The following is a 16454-nucleotide window of genomic DNA, read 5'->3' on the forward strand; positions in this document are numbered from 1 at the left end:
GCCCTCGATCGCGAAGCGGCCGTAACTCTCCACAAAGGTCAGCAGCACGTCCTTGCCCTTGAGCCCCTGCAACAGCTGGTTGCCCGGAGACCCCGAACCTCGGGACGACCACGGACGGAGTGCCGCGATGTGGCTGCGAGTGCTGGGCTCGGCTGCGGGAGGTGGCTCCCCGCAGTGGAACTGCGGCTGCCCGGTCTGCGCTGCCGTCCGGTCCGGGGCGGAACCCGCGCGCACGCAGTCCTCGGTCGCGGTGAGCGCCGACCGGCGACGGTGGTTCCTGATCAACGCCTCCCCCGACGTCCGCGCCCAGATCGAGGCGTTTCGCGGCCTGCGGCCCGACGACGGCGACCGGACGACGCCGCTGGAGGCGGTGCTGCTCACCGATGCCGAGCTCGACCACACGCTGGGCCTGCTCCTGCTGCGCGAGGTCCGCGATCTGCGGCTGTACACGACACCGGCGGTGCACAAGACGCTGTGTGACGGCTCGGGAATCCTGCGCACGCTCGAACGCTACTGCCCGGTGGAGTGGCACGCGGTTGTCGCCGGAGCGGACGTGCAGCTGGCCGATGGGTTGTCCTGCCGGGCGTTCGACGTGCCCACCACCAAACGGGCCCGGTTCGGCCCCGGCGAGGACCACGGCCGCGTGGTGGGTTACCGGCTCACCGACGAGCGCAGCGGGGGCACGCTGGTGTACCTGCCGGGGATGCAGGCGCTGACGCGAGCGCTGCGGGCGGAGATCACGCGCTGCGACTGCCTGCTGATCGACGGCACCTGCTGGCGTGACGACGAGCTGGTCCGGCTCGGCCTGGCCGGCAAGACGGCGCGCGAGATGGGCCACCAGCCCCTCGACGGCCCGGACGGCACGCTGGCCATGCTCCCGTCGCTGGAGGCCGGGCGGGTGATCTTCGTGCACCTGAACAACACCAATCCGATCCTGCTCAAGGATTCACCCGAGCGGCGCCTCGTGGAGGCCCGCGGTGCGGAGGTGGCGATGGACGGCCTCGAGGTCGAGGTGTGATGCCGTGACGACGACCGGGACCGACGAGTTCGTCGAGACGTTGCGCGCGCACTCGCGCCGCTACCACGACCAGCACCCGTTCCACGTGCGGATGAACGCCGGCCGGCTGAGCCGCGCCCAGGTCCGGGGCTGGGTGGCCAACCGCTTCTACTACCAGGAGAACATCCCCCGCAAAGACGCGGCGATCCTCTCCAACTGTCCGGACCTCGAGGTCCGCCGGCGCTGGATCCGCCGGATCCTCGACCACGACGGCCGCCACGCCGGAGAGGGCGGCATCGAGGCGTGGTTGCGCCTGGCCGAGGCCGCCGGGCTGACTCGCGAGGAAGTGACCGATCACCGGCACCTGGCCCCGGGAGTGCGGTTCGCCGTCGACGCCTACGTGAACTTCACCAGGACCCGCCCGTGGGTGGAGGCGGTCGCGTCGTCGCTCACCGAGCTGTTCGCGCCCGACCTGATGGCCGAGCGGCTGGCCGCGTTCGAGCGGTGGTACCCGTGGATCGCCCCCGAGGGCCTCGCCTACTTCCGCGCCCGCCTCGATCAGGCACCCCGCGACTGCGAGCACGCCCTCGAGGTGGTCACCACGCACTGCCGGTCCGCCGAGGCCCGGCAGCGCGCCGTCGACGCGCTTTCGTTCAAGTGCGATGTGCTGTGGAGCCTGATGGACGCGATCGATCGAACCTACCCGGAGTGAGCGCCATGGACTCGACGACCCGACCCGCAGTGTCCACATCGGACCGCCCGCGGCTCGCACGCCACGTGCGGCTCACGTTCAACCCGGCGCGGGGCCGGCACGTGCTGCTGCACCCCGAGACGGTGGTGGTGCTCAACCGCAGCGGGGCGGACATCCTCGAGCTGTGCGACGGGCAGCGCACCGTGGCCGAGATCGTGGCCGACCTGGGTGCGCGCTACCGGAGCGTGCCCGGCGACGAGGTGTGCGAGTTCCTGACCCGGCTCGTCGCCCGGCGCTGCGTGGAGCTGGCCCATGGATAGCCCCTTCGGACTGCTGGCCGAGCTCACCTACCGGTGCCCGCTGGCCTGCGCGTACTGCTCCAACCCGCTGAATCTCGGCGACTACACCGACGAACTGGGCACCGACGAGTGGCGGCGGGTGCTGGTCGAGGCCCGCGACCTGGGGATCCTGCAGTGCCACCTGTCCGGCGGGGAACCGCTGCTGCGGCGCGACCTGGTTCAGCTCGTGGCGGAGGCCCACGAGCTGGGTCTGTACACCAACCTCGTGACCAGCGCCCTCGGGCTCTCGCGGCCGAGGGCGGAGCAGTTGCGGGCCGCGGGTCTGGACCACGTGCAGGTGAGCATCCAGGCCGACCAACCCGTGGTGTCCGACCGGATCGCCGGGACCCCGTCCTTCCGGCGCAAGATCGAGGCCATGGCCGTGGTCAAGGAACTGGGCTGGCCGCTCACCCTGAACGTGGTGCTGCACCGGCAGAACATCGACCGCGTCGCCGAGCTGCTCGAGCTGGCCGAGGAGGCCGGCGCCGACCGGGTGGAGCTGGCCAACACCCAGTACTACGGCTGGGCGTGGCGAAACCGCGACGCGTTGCTGCCGAGCCGCGAGCAGCTCGACGCGGCCGAGGTTGTCGTCCGGGCCGCCCGCGAGCGGCTGCGGGACCGCATGGACGTGATCTACGTCCTGCCCGACTACTCCAGCCGCTACCCGAAGCCCTGCATGGGCGGCTGGGCGTCACGGCAGCTGACCGTGACGCCGAACGGCGACGTGCTGCCCTGCCCGGCCGCGCAGTCCCTGCCGTTGCCCCGGGCCAGCGTGCGGGAGGCGACGCTGGAGCGGATCTGGGCCGAGGCACCGGTGATGACGGCGTTCCGCGGGACGGACTGGATGCCGGACCCGTGCCGCAGCTGCGACCGGCGGGAGGTCGACTTCGGCGGCTGCCGCTGCCAGGCGTTCCAGCTGACCGGCGACGCAGCGCGCACCGACCCGGTGTGCCGGCTCTCGCCCGACCACCACCTCGTCGCGCGGGCGGTGGAGGCCGCGAACACCGGCTCGACCGCCGTCGACCTCCCCCTGGTCCCCCGCCCGCACCGGGTTTCGCCGGCGCGCTGATCGCGGTTCAGTCCGTCTCGATCGGCGCGCCGCCGAAGACGGCGAAGCTCACCGCCCAGTAGGCGATGTAAAGGGCGAGCAGCACGAACCCGTGCCAGCGCTTGAGGCTGCGGGTGAAGAGGAAGTACGCCGCCAGGGCGGTCATGCCGACCAGGACCGGGAGGTGCCAGGAGAGCACGTTCCCGTCGACGACGATGCTGCCGCCCGCGAGCAGGATGATGCCGAGCTTCGCGGTCACACCGAACACCACGCTGCCGATGACGTTGCCGACGCCGAGTTCCGGCGCGCCCTTGCGGGTGGGTTCCACGGTGAGGAAAACGTCTTCGAGAGTCAGCACGAGGGTGGCGATGGTGGCGCCGAAGAGGGCTCCCTGGATGTGGTAGTCCTCCAGGATGCCCTTCGTGCCGTAACTGGTCACGGCCGCGCCGGCCACGACGCCCACGAGCGCGACGACCGCGAGCCCGACCGCCGCCGACCCGGGGATCGGACGGTTCTTGTCGAACGGCATCGTGACGACGAACGGCGGCTCGTCCGTGGGCGCGCCGGCGAGGTCGTGCCGGCCGGTCTGGCCGGCTCCGGATCCGCCGACCTCCAGCTTCTCCAGGATCTCCGCGTTGCGGAAGACCGGCGTGCCGCGCTTGAGTTCCCGGGTGGCGACGTAGCCGATGAAAATCACGAACAGCAGCACGAGCACCACGCCGTAGACCGGGGTCAGCGGCCCGAAGACGACGAACGGGACCAGAACCACCGGCGCGGCCACGAACAGCGCGAGGTAGGGCCGTGGAATGTTCACCTTCGTCGGGGAAATGATCGCCGCCAGGGCGAGCACTATTCCGATCATCGAGATCGCCGTCCCGAAAACCGTCCCGAGCGCGACCTCACTGAGGTCTTCGACGTTGAGCGCGACGCCGAGCGCCACGTCATCGAACTCTATTCCGGTGAAGATGATCGCGAGGAGAAATACGGAGATCCGCAGCCCCGCCGCCGCTCCTACAACGTAAATGATCAATTTTTCGGCACTGTAGATCAGCAGCGCCGCACCTAAGACGAAAATCACTATCGACATGGATCCCGCGTTCCTTTCCGAGGAGGCCGAAAAGGTCAGTACTCGGGTCGGCCGACAGCCGGCTGCCGTCCCCCACCTCCGATCTTCGCAGGTCGATGCCGATTCGGCTACACTCACTCACCCACGTGTCGTCCTGGAGAAACAAACACCCCATTCCCGGTCGGAATTCGACGATTTCCACTGTGGAGCGCCGCAACGCCGACGTCCACTCCAGGTACCCGTGGGTAAGGGGTCGCGAGCGCGATCGTCACGCCAGGTTTCGCGGCGCGGTCCAACAGGACCTCGAGGGCGTCGATGTCGCGCTGCGCCTGGACCGGAGGCGGTGGTCACGGCTGCTGCCGCGGTACCGGTCATGCCCCACCGACCGATCCCGGCCGAGTAGGCCGCTTCTCGCGACTGTGGACGGTCCGATCACCGCGATGCACCGTCCTCAAGGAACTATCGCGATTGCGCGGGTCGCTCCTGCGGCCGGCGCTGCCGCCGGCTCCGGGCGGGTGCAGTTTGCGATCGAGGTGGGGAGCATCTGCCGCGCGGCATGGGTTGCCGCCGAGGTCGACCGCCGTGGCCGGGTGGCGTGGTGAGGCGCTGGTTTCGATCGCCGGGACCGCGCGGCAGGACCGTGGCCGAGGTGAGTGCGGCCGAGCTGGGTGTCCATTCCGCGGCCGTCGACCTCCCGTATCTGCCGTGGCCGGGCAAGGAACACGAAGTCGCCGAGCACTTGCGTGCGCGCCGGGCGGTGCTGATCGTGGGGCCCGCCACGGTCGGCAGGACCCGGCTGGCCGCGGTGCCCGTCGGCGAGGTCCTGCCGGGAGATCAACCCCGCCGTGTCGCTGCTGGAACCGGACGGGGACGCGTACCGGGTGTACGACTACGCCCTCGATCAGCTCGCCGCCGACCCGACCGTCCCCGCCGCCACCTGGCAGCCGGCCGTCGACGAAGCGGCACCCGGCCGGCGCCCACAGCACAAAGGAAGGGCCACCCCCTGGTCGGGGATGGCCCTTCCTTTGTGCTGCGTCACGTCATGGGCGGGTGTGCCCACTTCGCGACCAACTCACCACAGTGGACGCGAGGCCTACTTCTCCGCGGCGCGACCGGCGTACCGCTGCTGGAAGTCGGGGGACTCCTTCGCGGTGATGATCACGTCGTAGTAGCCGTCCTCGGTCGGCCAGCTGATGACGTCCTTCTTGCCGGCGGGCACCTGGATGGTCGTCTTCCGGCCGGCGAAGTCGTTCGCGACCAGCGTGTAGGTCACCGCCTTGCGGCCGTCGGCGGCCAGGGTGAACTCGACGGTCGCGGCCGACCGCCCGTGCCCCTTGACCAGCCGGACGTCGACCCGCGGCTGGGCCGAGGTCCGGTCATTGGCCGGGACGACGGTGCCGGCGAAGGACCGGATGAAGTGGTCGGGCCCGTGGAAGGTGAACGCGTACTTTCCGTTCGTCGTCTTGGTGTCCCAGGTGTACGACTTCGCATTGTGGTTGCTGGCCGTCAGCGGCAGCGCGTCCTGGCCGATGCCGAGCGGCTCGGCGCCGACGAGCGCGGGCACGTACTTGTCGGCCAGGCCGACCAGGCTGACCGCCTTGCCGCTGGGGCCACCGTCGACGCTGAACGTCGCGGTCGCGGTCCCCTTGTCGTGGTTCTCGACCAGGACACCGTTGGGCTGGAACGACAGCGGGCTCCGCTTCGCCTTGCCGGTGATCTTCTGGGTCGGCATGACCTGCGCGCCGACGGCCGGCTGGGGCACGGCCGGCAAGCTCGCGTCGACGACGACCGACTTGAGCAGGTCGGCCGGCTTCGGCAGCTTCGGGAACGACGTGTCGAAGTTGCTGAAGTCGATCGCCGAGAGCAGGTTGCCGGAGACGCTGCGTCGCCAGTCGTTGATGTTCTTGGAGATCGCCGGCTTGCCGAGGCTCTTGGTCCACTCCTCGAGCAGCTGGATCGTCGAGGTGTGGTCGAAGACCTCGGAGTTGACGAAGCCACCACGGGTCCACGGCGAAACCAGCACGAACGGCACGCGACCACCCATGCCCGGCTTGATGCCGGGAGCGCGCTCGCCGGCGGTGCCGACCTCGGGGATCGGCGGCACGACGTGGTCGAAGAAGCCGCCTTCACCGATGCGGTTCGCGTGGTCGGGCTCGTCGTAGTTCAGGATGATGAGCGTCGACTCCCACAGCTCGGGGTTGTCGTGCACCGCCTGGATCACCCGGTCGGTGTAGACCGCGCCGTTGTTCGGGGCGTAGGTCGGGTGCTCGGTCCACGCCGCGGGCGCGACGACCCAGGACACCTCGGGGAGCTCGCCCGTCTCACAGTCGGAGATGAAGTCCCGCAGCACGTAGTCGAGGTTGGAAGTGTCGTTCTTGATGCCGGCGGGCTGCTCGGTGTGGGTGTGCACCACACCGCCGCGGGCGAGCAGACCCTTGCGGGGGTGGGTGTTCTCCGGGGTCGCGTTCTTCGGGTCGAACGCCGCGAACGAACGGACGGTGTTGTCCGTGTAGTCGCCGAGGAAGTTGTCGTCGGTGTCGTTGTTGACGTAGATCTGCCAGCTGACACCGGCGTCCTGCAGCGTTTCCGGGTAGGTCTTGAACTTGTAGGCGTAGCCGTAGTCGCCGTTGTTGTTGACGACCGGACCACCCTGCGTGCCGGCCGCGTCGTTGGTGCCGGCCCACATCATGATGCGGTTCGGGCTGGTACTGGTGTCCAGCGAGCAGAAGTAGTGGTCGCCGATGGTGTAGGCCTTGGCGATCGCGTGGTGCCACGGCACGTCGGCTTCCATGAAGTACCGGTTGCGCGCGCTGGTGTTCTGCGCGTTGTACTTCAAGCTGTCGGCGTGGTAGGGCAGCAGGTAGCCCTCGGCGCGGGAGTTGGGGTCGTAGTAGATCGTCTGGCCGTTCTGCCAGGTCAGGATCTGCTTGTCACCGAAGCCGCGCGCGCCGGCCAGGTCGAGGGTGCCGAAGTAGTGGTCGAACGACCGGTTCTCCTGCATCAGGATCACGACGTGCTTGAGGTCTTTGATCGTGCCGGTGCGACGCGAACCCTGACCCTGCTTGCCCTTCGCCGCGACATCGTTCGTTGCAACGTCGTTCGTCGCGGCCTCGGCCGGAACGGCCAGCAGCCCCCCGGCGGCGACCGCGGCACCCGCGGCACCTGCGGCGCCCGCGGCCTGGATCAGCCGGCGACGGCTGATCCGGTTGCGCTCCGTGGTCTCTCTGTTGCCGGCCGAATCGTTTTCAGACATGCTTCTTGTACCTTGCCTCTCGTGGTGGGGAGTCCAGGAAAGTCAACTGCCGCGGGTCTTGACACCGCGAGAATCAGGTCATGAACGTTCCGGAAAGTCTCAGGACTTCCCGGGTCTCGACCAGCCCGGCCGGTCACTCCCTGTTCACGGGTGCGTAAGAGGCAGCATCGAATGCGTTCACGACCGACCCGCAAGCTGGGCTCGGTGAGCAGCAGGACGGCCTCGGCGGCCGCACCACCACTGCCGTCGAGCCGGCCTCAGCGCGTTGTTCTGGTCGTCGGCTCGCCCTACGGCATCGACGACTGGCTCGGCGGCCCGGCCGGCCGCTACGACTTCGTGTTCGTCAACAACGAGGGCGCCGGCGCGGAGGTCTACCTGGAAGACCCCGAGACCGAGCGGATCTACGTCGAGGTCGAGCACTTCGGCCGCGGCGTCAGCCGCGCGGTCACGGCATCCGTGCCACCGGGGACGTACCGCTGGGTCTGCATCACCGACTACACGATCAAGTACAGCCGGCCGGTCGTCGTCACCGGTGACCCGTTGCCCTACGCCGTGCACGGGATCGTCCCCGTGACCGGACTCGACCTGCGGCTCCCGATCAACGCCTACGTCGGCTGGATCACCGGACAGCTGCCTGTGCTCACCCGACAGGTCGAACAGCTGCGAGGCGCGCTGGTGGCCGGCGAAGTGGCGGCCGCCAAACGCCACTGGCTGACCGCCCACCTCACCTACGAGACGCTGGGCGGCGCCTACCGCGCGTACGACGAGACCGGTGACGACATCAACGCCGACCCGCCGCGCGGCGTCGCCCCCGCGCGCCTCCCGGACGCGGACTTCGCGGGCTTCCGCAAGATCGAGGCGATGGTGTGGCAGGACCGTCCTATGGCGACGATCGTGCCGCACGTCGACGCGCTGCTCGAGGCGATCGGACAGCTCGCCGAGGACCTGGCCCAGCCGAACGCGATCGTGCCGATCGACATGGGCCGGCGGGCTCACGAAATCCTCGAGGACGCCCTGCAGTGGGACCTGAACGGGATCGGCGACGCCGGCAGCCGGACGGAGCTGGCAACCGTGGACGCGAACATCACCGGCGTCTGGCAGGTGCTGGACCCGCTGCGGCCGATCCTGCGCGAGCAGAACCCGTACCTGGACGAGACCGACCGGCAGCTGCGGCTCACCCAGCAACTGGTCCGCAGCCACCACCACGCCGAGGGCTGGGTCGGACTGGCGGCACTGTCCGTTCGGCAGCGCGCCGCGGTCAACGCGGCGGTGCAGCACAGCGTCGAACTGCTCTCCCACTCCGCGGTCGTCGTCGACCCGCGCAACGCCACCCGCGACCGAGGCCCGATCACCCATGACTGACCACGACACCACCGTGCCGCCGTTCGAAGGCGCCCACCAGGCCGGCATTCTCGAGCCGGCGCAGCGCGCGGCGGTCGTCGCCGCGTTCCTCGTGACCGCCGCCGACCGGCCGGCGCTGCGGCGGATGTTCCAGACCTTGACCGCGACGATCCGTTACCTGGTCGGCGAGGGCGATGCACCGACGGGGCGCGGCAGCGACGACGGGCTCGTGTCGACCCCGTACGAGAACGGCGTGCTCGGCCCGGGCACGGAGACCGACGGTCTCACCGTCACGGTCAGCGTGGGCGCGAGCCTGTTCGACGACCGGTTCGGGCTCGCCGACGCCAAACCGGCCCGTCTGCGCGCGATGGACGAGTTCCCGAACGACGCGCTCGACCCCGAGCGCTGCGACGGCGACCTGCTGCTGCAGATCTGCGCCGACCACCAGGACACCGTGCTGCACGCGCTGCGCATCCTGATGCGCGCGACCCGGGCCGACCTGCAGGTGCTCTGGCACATGGAGGGCTTCACCAGCCCGCCCCGGCCGACGGGGACGCCCCGCAACCTGTTCGGCTTCAAGGACGGCACGGCCAACAAGGAGATCCTCGACCACCCCGAGCTCATCGACCAGCTGGTGTGGACCAAGCCCGGTGGCGACGAACCGGCCTGGGTGGCCGGCGGTTCCTACCACGTCGTCCGCTTGATCCGGATGTTCGTGGAGTTCTGGGACCGGATCTCGATCAACGAGCAGCAGCGGATCTTCGGCCGCGACCGCGACACCGGCGCCCCGCTGTCCGGCCGGCGCGAACGAGTCCCCGGCCCGGAGGAGTTCCAGCTCCCCAGCTACTTCAGGGACGCCCACGGCAACACTGTGCCCCTCAACGCACACATCCGCCTCGCCAACCCCCACGACGGCACCGCCGACGACCGCCGCATGCTGCGCCGCGCCTTCAACTACAGCGCCGGCATCGAGCGCAACGGCCAGCTCGACATGGGCATGATCTTCATCTGCTTCAACGCCGACCTCGACCAGCAGTTCGTCGCCGTCCAGACCCTCCTCATCGACGAACCCCTGGTCGACTACGTCTCCCCCTTCGGCGGCGGCTATTTCTTCGCTCTGCCCGGTGTGCGGGATGCCGACGACTGGTTGGGTCGCGGGATGCTCGGCTGAACGGGCGAGGGTCGGGCTGCATCGGATGGCCGATGTCATCGTCATGCGACCTTGGCCACTAACGGACCCGGCCGGATGAGCACGTCGGGTCGAGGTAACGGAATGAGCCGCCGGGAACTGTTCTTCGAGCTCGCCCGACCAGTCGCGGACCACCCCCCGGTCACCGCGCACCATGATCCGGGAGAAAGGTTCGTCCGGAAGACATCCACCAAGCCGCACTGATGACGCCTCCGACGGCAGGTCACCGGGCACCCCGAGGCGCCGTGACCGGGGTGCCGGCTCAACCGAGCAAACCTGCCTCAACCCAGGTCAGGCAGCTTCGAAAGCCGCCGCGAACCGCAGGGGGAACGTGGTCATCAGGCGGCGGATCGGGGTGGCGGCCGGGGGGTGGACGGTGACGTCGATGCCGCGTTCCCGGGCCAGCAGGTAGGCGCGCTCGAGGGCGCCCAGGCCGGCCGAGCTGACGAAGGACACCCTGGTCAGATCGATCTCCAGGGACCGGATCGCCGCGTGAACCCGTTCGTGGAGCAGCTCCCGCAGGCGCGGCGAGGTCTCGTGGTCGAGATCGCCCTCGACCCGCACGAGGACCGAATCCGCGTCGGGGTGGGTCACCGCCAGGCGGAGGGGGTGAAAGGTGCCGTTGGTGGTCGGCTGAGCTGGGACGACAGAAGTGCTCACGGTGGCCCACTTTCGTCGGCCACACCCTAGGTACAACGCTGAAGCGGCAGTTCCGGCTCGCGCGACAACCGATGCCCCGAGTGCGGGGTTGGCAGGACCAGCTGTCTTTTCAACTGCGCCGCCGAGTCTAGTGCACTTGCATCAGGAAGCACAGGCGGGCCGGGAAGATCGACTGCGTGCGGCGCCCCGGCGGCGAAGCGAGCAGAATCGACAGACCGACAGAGGGAGGACACCGTGGAGCGCCCGACGATCACGGCCAGACAAATCGGCGACGCCCTGGTTCTGGTGGCGCCGAGCGCCGCGGCCGGGCTGGCCGACGCGCTGCGCTCCGCCGTCACAGGGAGCCCGGCGCTTGTCGTGCTGGACCTGCGGGGCCTCGACCTGCTGCCGGCGGCCGTGGCGCGGGCCCTGATCGGGTTCGCGCACGGGCTCGCCGAGCGCGGCACCGGCTGCGTGCTGCTCATGGGACGCACCGGCAAGGCCGCCGATTCGGTGCTGGACCTCGCCGACCCGACCGTGTCGGTCCGCCGGTTCTCGGTCCTCGAGCACGCGCTGGCCGCGAACCCCGCGCCGCGAGCCGACCGGGCGATTCCCGCGCCGCGGGCGGGTACCGAGCCGTCCGCGCTGGCGTTCGACAGCACCGACCTCGACCGCACGGAGGAGTTCCTCAGCACGTCCTACGCCCCGATGCGCATCGGCAGCACCACCGGCCGGTCCGACGCGCACATCACGCGCGTCGCGGCCGGCACGGTGAGCGCGGACCGGCTCGACCTGGCGTTCGAGATGAGCTACAAGGTGAGCCCGCTCGGCAAGATCTGCCTGTGCGACATCGAAACCGGCTCGATCGCCGACCACCGTGTCGACAGCTGGCGCGAGGCCGAGCAGTTCGGCGCGGGCGATCTGTTCTCGTTCTCACCACCGGACCAGGCGTACTCGGGCCGGATCCGGGAAGCGCGCTACAGCATCACGATGTTCTCCCCCTCCCTGCTCGACCGGGTCGCGGGCGCCGAGAAACCGGTGCGGCTGCTGGACCACCGCCCGGTCGACGCGCTCGCCACCCGGCACTTGCGCACGGCGATCACCCACGTCCGCGACAACGTCCTCGGCGCGGCCGCGGCCGGGGAAAACCCGCTGGTCGTCTCGGAAGCGTCGCGTTACCTCGCCGCGTCCGTGCTCGCCGCCTTCCCGACCACCGTCGGCGCCGACCAGGCGGGTTCCGACGGCGACGGGCACCCCGACGCCCTGCGGCGGGCCATCGCCTACCTGGAAGCCAACGCCGCCTCCGCCATCAGCACGCAGGACATCGCACGCGCCGCGTACGTTTCGGCGCGCGCGGTGCAGCTCGCGTTCCGCCGGCACCTGGGCACCACGCCGATGGCGTACCTGCGGCGGGTCCGGCTCGACTGCGCCCACGCCGAACTCCGGGACGGCGCTCCCGGCGACACCACCGTCACACAAGTGGCCGCACGCTGGGGTTACGCGCGGCCCGGGGTGTTCGCGGCCCACTACCGCGCGGCGTACGGGCGGTCGCCGTCGCAGACCCTCCACGAGGACTGAAGTTCGTTTTCCGGGCAGACTCGTTCGTTTCCCGCGCTAGCGGCCCGTTACGTCCGGCGGTGGGGTGGGTTCCGGACCGGTGCGACGGACACCGGCTTTCGCCGACCCCGGAGCCGGACCTTGGACGAAGACCGAACCCCCGCGCACGCGCCGCAGCCCGTTCGCCCGCCCCGCGTGGTCGAAGCGGCCGGCGCGCTCGACGGCGCGTCCGTGGCGGATCTCGCCGCCGGCCTGCTGCGCCTCGCCGGTGATGTGGTCGTGGACCTCGACGGCGCGGACTTCCTCAGCGCGAGCGGTGCCCGCGTGCTGCTGCACACCGCACGCGAGCTGGAGCTCGCCGGGCAGCGGCTGGTGCTGGTCACCGCGCGCCCCGAGGTCCTGCGGGCGCTGGACGACGGGTACCTGACCGAGGTCGTCGAGGTCCACCCCACCCGGGAGAGCGCTCTCAAGACGGCGCTCCCGCCACGGCAGGACCCCGCCCCGAGCGCGACGTGGCACGAACACCTCGAAGTGAAAGCCGAACGGCTGCACGCCCGGTTCGTCGCCCGCCAGAAGATCGCGCAGGCCCTTGGCGTGCTTCGGGAACGCTACGACCTGCCCGACGACGGGCGGGCGTTCGCACTGTTGCGGTCCGCGTCGCAGCACGCCAACGTCCCCCTGCGCGATCTCGCGCGGACCGTGCTGGAACTACCGCCGCCGCGAGCCGGCGCGCGTCGCTGGCCGGACGCTTCGTCACTGCCGAGGGAACCGCGACTGCCCTTCCCCACGGGCCGCCACCGCTTGTCCCCCACCCGGGCACTGGAGGCCGCGCTCCGGGCCGCGGTCCGGCTCTTGGGCGCCGACGCCGGTCTGGTGCAGCTTCCTTCCGCCAAGGGCTTGCGCTCGGTCGCGCACCACGGCCTGGCACCCGGCCTTCGCGAGCAGCTCAGCGGAACCACCGCGCGGGAGATGCCGAGCTCCGTAGCCGCGCGAACCCGCACGCGAGTCGTCATCGCCGACGTCGGCGAAGCACCGCTCCTGAGCGGCACGTTCATCCGGGAGCTGTTGCTGGGCGCGGGTTTTCCCACCATGCAGAGCACACCGGTGCTCGACCCCCACGGCGGCGGCTGCCTCGCCGTACTGTCCACTTTGCACCGGGCATCGGGCCGAACGCCGGACGAAACCGAATGCGCCGCGCTGGACCTCGTCGCAGCGGCCACGGCGTCCTGGCTGCACTGGCACCGCCGGATGGCCTTGCTCACGGCGGCCGCGCACTGCCACACCGCGGCGGGCCGGGCGGACGTCGCGCTCGGCTGAGCTCCCAGCAGTCGGTCACTCCAGCGGTTCGACCCGCACGCCCCGGTGGCCGTCGCGGTAGTCGTCGTGGCTCACGAGCGAACCGGGTTCGTCGCGCACGCGGTGGGCGACGCGGCGTGCCTGGGCCATGTGCCGGCCGGTCTTCACCGCGCTCGCGTGGTCCTTGAAAGTGTTGGACGCGCGCTGGTGGCCGTCGATCTTGTTCTTCCACAAGCCGTTTTCGTGGAACGTCTCGACGTCGCCGTCCATGAGCGGGCCTCCTCCCGTCGTCCGGAAAGGACCGGGTACCCACGGCGGGAGCAGTCACACCCGCGGGACCAGGAGACTCCGGGCGGTCACCGGCGGGCGGCGATCTCGAGCCAGTCCCGGGCGGCTCGCAGCGTCGGGTGGATCCGCAGCACGCGGTCGAGCGCGAGCAGCCGGATCGGGCGCAGCACGCCGTACTGGTCGGTGACCACGGCGCACGGCACGCCGGCGGCCCGAGCCGATTCGTGAACTTCCACCAGAGTGCTCAGTCCCGCGGACGAGCAGAACGGAACCTCGGACAGGTCGATGACCAGCGCGGCCGGGGCGAGTTCGAGCTCCACGGCGAGCAGCTCGGCCAGCCGGGGCGTGACGGTGAGGTCGATGTCACCACGAACGGTGACGGTGGTGAAGGCGGCTGTGGTGGTCACGAGCAGGCTCGTGGTGTGCGGCACCGCAACGGATGACGTGCTCGGGGCGGGCTTGCCCATTCGGGCCTCCTTCGATCGACGTGGTCGACGGAGGCGCGAGGCCCGCGGGCACGGCCTGCAACGTCTCCGGGACCTGTGGGGTCCGTCCGGGATGGACGACGAAGACGGCTTCTCATTGAACCGCGGTGACCACAGCCTACGCCACGTGGTGGTTTCCTGCCGCAGAGACGGGGTAACTACGGTGAGTGAGTTCGACCAGGCTGCACCGCAGCGACCCGGCCACGCCCGGCATCCTTCGCCACCGGCGCGGCCGTGGCTTCTCCTACACCGACGCGTCCGGCGAACGCCTCACCGACGCCGAAACGCGGGCGCGCATCGCCGACCTCGTGATCCCGCCGGCGTGGCGCCAGGTGTGGATCTGCCCGTCGCCCCTCGGGCACATCCAGGCGGTGGGGATCGACGCGGCCGGGCGCCGCCAGTACCTCTACCACTCACGGTGGCGGCGGCGGCGCGACGAGGAGAAGCACGACCGCGTGCTCGCCCTGGCCCGCCGGCTGCCAAAGTGGCGGGACAGCGTGGCCGAGGATCTCGCCGAGGGCGGTCTGACCCGCCGGCGAGTGCTGGGTGCCGCGCTGCGAATGCTCGACCGCGGCATCTTCCGCACCGGCGGAGAGGAGTACGCGGAGGAGAACGGCACACACGGCGTGGCGACGCTGCTGCGCGAGCACGCCTGCGTCAAGGCGGGGGCCTGCGTGTTCGAGTACCCGGCCAAGGGCGGGCTCGACCGAGCGGTGTCCATCGAGGACCCGGAGCTGGTGAAGGTGGTCCGCTCGCTGCTGCGCGCGCGGACCGGCAGCGACCGGCTCCTCGTGCACCGCACCCGCGAGGGCTGGCACGAGATCCACGCCGCGGACATCAACGAGCGCTTCAAGGAGCTCGCCGGCGACGATTGCACCGCCAAGGACCTGCGCACGTGGAACGCCACCGTGCTCGCGGCCACCGCCTTCGCCTCCGCCGAGCCGCCCCGGTCCGAGCGCGGCCGCAAGCGCGCCGAGGCCGCCGTGATGCGCGAGGTGTCCGAGGCGCTCGGCAACACGCCGGCGGTGTGTCGTTCGTCCTATGTGGACCCCAGGCTGGTTCGGGCCTACCGCACGCGGCAGACCATCGCCCCGGCCGTGAAGCGCGCCGCGAAGCTGGAGGGTGACGAAGCGCGGGCGGTGCTGGAGCGCGCCACCGTGCGGCTGCTCACGAAACTCCGCTGAGCCGGCAGCCGGTGCGCCACCCGACCCACCGTTGGATCGCCGACCACCCCGACCGAAGAGACGCGGGGTACCCGTGTGAGGAGCACGTTTAACGCGGAGTTTGCGGGCAATCACAGGGCCATGATCGCACCCGATTCCCGGCGTCTGCGTGTGCTGCTCTGGCACGTGCACGGTTCGTGGACCGACGCCTTCGTCCGCGGCCGGCACCACTACCTGCTGCCGGTCTCCCCCGCGAACACGCCGTGGGGCCTCGGGCTCGCCGGGCGGGACTGGCCGGCCGCGAGCGAGGTGGCGCTGGACGAGCTGGCCGGAGCCGAACCCGACGTCGTGGTGCTGCAGCGGCCGGAGGAGCTGGGGGTGGCCGAGCGGCTCGGGGTGCCGGCCGTGTACGTCGAGCACAACGCTCCCCGGCCGTACGCCGCGTCGAGCGAGCACCCGCTGGCCGGGCGGGCGGACATCCCGCTCGTGCACGTGACGCATTTCAACGAGGCCATGTGGGACAACGGAAGTGCGCGCACCGAGGTCATCCCCCACGGCATCCCCGACCCCGGCGCGCGCTACACCGGCGAGCTGGAGGCGGGCGCGGCGATGATCAACGAGCCGGTGCGCCGCCGCCGCGTGACCGGGGCCGACCTGCTGGAGGCGTTCGGCGAAGTCGCCCCGGTCGACGTGTTCGGCATGGGGACCGAGGAGCTGACCGGGCGCGTCCGCGGCCGAGGTGACGTCGCGGCCCCGGCTCTGCACGACGAGATCGCGAGCCGGCGGGTGTTCCTGCACACCGCGCGCTGGACGTCGCTGGGCTTGTCGCTGCTCGAAGCCATGCACCTGGCGATGCCGGTGGTCGTGTTCGCCTCGACGGAAGCCTTGGCCGCGGTGCCGCCCGAGGCCGGCGTGCTGTCCACCGACGTCTCCGTGCTGGCCCAGGGTTTTCGCGAGCTGCTGCACGAGCCGGACTTCGCCACGCTCGCCGGCCAGAACGCACGTGCGCATGCGCTCAAGAACTTCGGCCTCGACGCCTTCCTCGGCTCCTGGGACCACCTGCTCGCCGAGCTCACCCGCTGACAGAAGGGAACACCCCACCG

16 protein-coding genes are annotated in these 16454 nt (G+C 70.6%); 10 read left to right on the top strand and 6 right to left on the bottom strand.

Going from position 1 to position 16454, the window contains the following annotated elements; translation table 11 throughout:
- A partial coding sequence (locus ACWEOE_RS26170) for a hypothetical protein (protein WP_452013487.1) occupies nt 1-234 on the bottom strand: 234 nt, incomplete at its 3' end.
- Here ACWEOE_RS26170 and pqqB point away from each other — a divergent pair.
- The 4 genes from pqqB to pqqE are packed head-to-tail and all read left to right on the top strand — an operon-like array spanning nt 128 to nt 3095.
- Nucleotides 128-1018: a pyrroloquinoline quinone biosynthesis protein PqqB gene (pqqB, locus tag ACWEOE_RS26175; protein WP_452013489.1), complete on the top strand. Its 891-nt coding sequence runs from the start codon at nt 128-130 to the stop codon at nt 1016-1018. The two genes, ACWEOE_RS26170 and pqqB, sit on opposite strands and share 107 nt — an antisense overlap.
- Before the next feature lie 4 nt (nt 1019-1022).
- On the top strand, nt 1023-1709 hold the full coding sequence (pqqC, locus tag ACWEOE_RS26180; RefSeq protein ID WP_452013492.1) for a pyrroloquinoline-quinone synthase PqqC: 687 nt from the start codon (nt 1023-1025) through the stop codon (nt 1707-1709).
- Nucleotides 1710-1738: 29 nt separating this feature from the next.
- A complete protein-coding gene (gene pqqD, locus ACWEOE_RS26185) occupies nt 1739-2008 on the top strand; it encodes a pyrroloquinoline quinone biosynthesis peptide chaperone PqqD (RefSeq protein WP_452013495.1) in 270 nt (89 codons plus the stop codon).
- A complete protein-coding gene (pqqE, locus tag ACWEOE_RS26190) occupies nt 2001-3095 on the top strand; it encodes a pyrroloquinoline quinone biosynthesis protein PqqE (RefSeq protein WP_452013497.1) in 1095 nt (364 codons plus the stop codon). The genes pqqD and pqqE overlap by 8 nt, the downstream gene beginning before the upstream one ends.
- A 7-nt stretch (nt 3096-3102) precedes the next feature.
- On the opposite strand, the gene ACWEOE_RS26195 is transcribed toward pqqE, so the two are convergent.
- Together ACWEOE_RS26195 and ACWEOE_RS26200 are read right to left on the bottom strand one after the other, a co-directional pair.
- Entirely contained in the window at nt 3103-4161 is a 1059-nt protein-coding gene (locus tag ACWEOE_RS26195; protein WP_452013500.1) for a sodium:calcium antiporter, read from the bottom strand.
- Between the two features lie 1072 nt (nt 4162-5233).
- A complete protein-coding gene (locus ACWEOE_RS26200) occupies nt 5234-7393 on the bottom strand; it encodes an alkaline phosphatase family protein (protein WP_452013502.1) in 2160 nt (719 codons plus the stop codon).
- Between the two features lie 204 nt (nt 7394-7597).
- Here ACWEOE_RS26200 and ACWEOE_RS26205 point away from each other — a divergent pair, with 204 nt between their 5' ends.
- Nucleotides 7598-8755 (top strand): EfeM/EfeO family lipoprotein, encoded by a 1158-nt coding sequence (locus tag ACWEOE_RS26205; RefSeq protein WP_452013504.1) that lies wholly within the window; start codon nt 7598-7600, stop codon nt 8753-8755.
- Entirely contained in the window at nt 8748-9905 is a 1158-nt protein-coding gene (locus ACWEOE_RS26210; protein ID WP_452013506.1) for a Dyp-type peroxidase, read from the top strand. The genes ACWEOE_RS26205 and ACWEOE_RS26210 overlap by 8 nt, the downstream gene beginning before the upstream one ends.
- Before the next feature lie 309 nt (nt 9906-10214).
- Here the strand turns inward: ACWEOE_RS26210 and ACWEOE_RS26215 are convergent, their stop codons facing one another.
- Entirely contained in the window at nt 10215-10583 is a 369-nt protein-coding gene (locus ACWEOE_RS26215) for an STAS domain-containing protein (RefSeq protein WP_452013508.1), read from the bottom strand.
- A 234-nt stretch (nt 10584-10817) separates the two neighbouring features.
- Between ACWEOE_RS26215 and ACWEOE_RS26220 the strand changes: the two genes are divergently transcribed.
- Both ACWEOE_RS26220 and ACWEOE_RS26225 read left to right on the top strand, forming a co-directional pair.
- Nucleotides 10818-12140, top strand: coding sequence for a helix-turn-helix domain-containing protein (locus ACWEOE_RS26220; RefSeq protein WP_452013510.1), 1323 nt, complete (start codon nt 10818-10820; stop codon nt 12138-12140).
- Nucleotides 12141-12260: 120 nt separating this feature from the next.
- Entirely contained in the window at nt 12261-13436 is a 1176-nt protein-coding gene (locus ACWEOE_RS26225) for an STAS domain-containing protein (RefSeq protein WP_452013513.1), read from the top strand.
- A 15-nt stretch (nt 13437-13451) separates the two neighbouring features.
- On the opposite strand, the gene ACWEOE_RS26230 is transcribed toward ACWEOE_RS26225, so the two are convergent.
- Together ACWEOE_RS26230 and ACWEOE_RS26235 are read right to left on the bottom strand one after the other, a co-directional pair.
- Nucleotides 13452-13685 carry a DUF2188 domain-containing protein gene (locus ACWEOE_RS26230; protein WP_452013516.1) on the bottom strand — a complete coding sequence of 78 codons (234 nt, stop codon included), beginning with the start codon at nt 13683-13685 and terminating at the stop codon, nt 13452-13454.
- Nucleotides 13686-13771: 86 nt separating this feature from the next.
- Nucleotides 13772-14170, bottom strand: coding sequence for an STAS domain-containing protein (locus tag ACWEOE_RS26235; RefSeq protein WP_452013519.1), 399 nt, complete (start codon nt 14168-14170; stop codon nt 13772-13774).
- Between the two features lie 185 nt (nt 14171-14355).
- Between ACWEOE_RS26235 and ACWEOE_RS26240 the strand changes: the two genes are divergently transcribed.
- Nucleotides 14356-15372, top strand: a complete 1017-nt coding sequence (locus tag ACWEOE_RS26240; protein WP_452013522.1) for a DNA topoisomerase IB — start codon at nt 14356-14358, stop codon at nt 15370-15372.
- Between the two features lie 120 nt (nt 15373-15492).
- On the top strand, nt 15493-16434 hold the full coding sequence (locus ACWEOE_RS26245; RefSeq protein ID WP_452013525.1) for a glycosyltransferase: 942 nt from the start codon (nt 15493-15495) through the stop codon (nt 16432-16434).
- The last annotated feature ends 20 nt before the right edge of the window (nt 16435-16454 follow it).

This window comes from Amycolatopsis sp. NPDC004368 (genome assembly GCF_053602515.1).

Excerpts from the sequence above, each read along its gene's own strand:
- ACWEOE_RS26200 (WP_452013502.1), bottom strand. The coding sequence starts at position 7,393 with ATGTCTGAAAACGATTCGGCCGGCAACAGAGAGACCACGGAGCGCAAC.
- ACWEOE_RS26195 (WP_452013500.1), bottom strand. The coding sequence starts at position 4,161 with ATGTCGATAGTGATTTTCGTCTTAGGTGCGGCGCTGCTGATCTACAGT.
- ACWEOE_RS26235 (WP_452013519.1), bottom strand. The coding sequence starts at position 14,170 with ATGGGCAAGCCCGCCCCGAGCACGTCATCCGTTGCGGTGCCGCACACC.
- pqqB (WP_452013489.1), top strand. The coding sequence starts at position 128 with ATGTGGCTGCGAGTGCTGGGCTCGGCTGCGGGAGGTGGCTCCCCGCAG.
- pqqE (WP_452013497.1), top strand. The coding sequence starts at position 2,001 with ATGGATAGCCCCTTCGGACTGCTGGCCGAGCTCACCTACCGGTGCCCG.
- ACWEOE_RS26230 (WP_452013516.1), bottom strand. The coding sequence starts at position 13,685 with ATGGACGGCGACGTCGAGACGTTCCACGAAAACGGCTTGTGGAAGAAC.
- ACWEOE_RS26210 (WP_452013506.1), top strand. The coding sequence starts at position 8,748 with ATGACTGACCACGACACCACCGTGCCGCCGTTCGAAGGCGCCCACCAG.
- ACWEOE_RS26245 (WP_452013525.1), top strand. The coding sequence starts at position 15,493 with ATGATCGCACCCGATTCCCGGCGTCTGCGTGTGCTGCTCTGGCACGTG.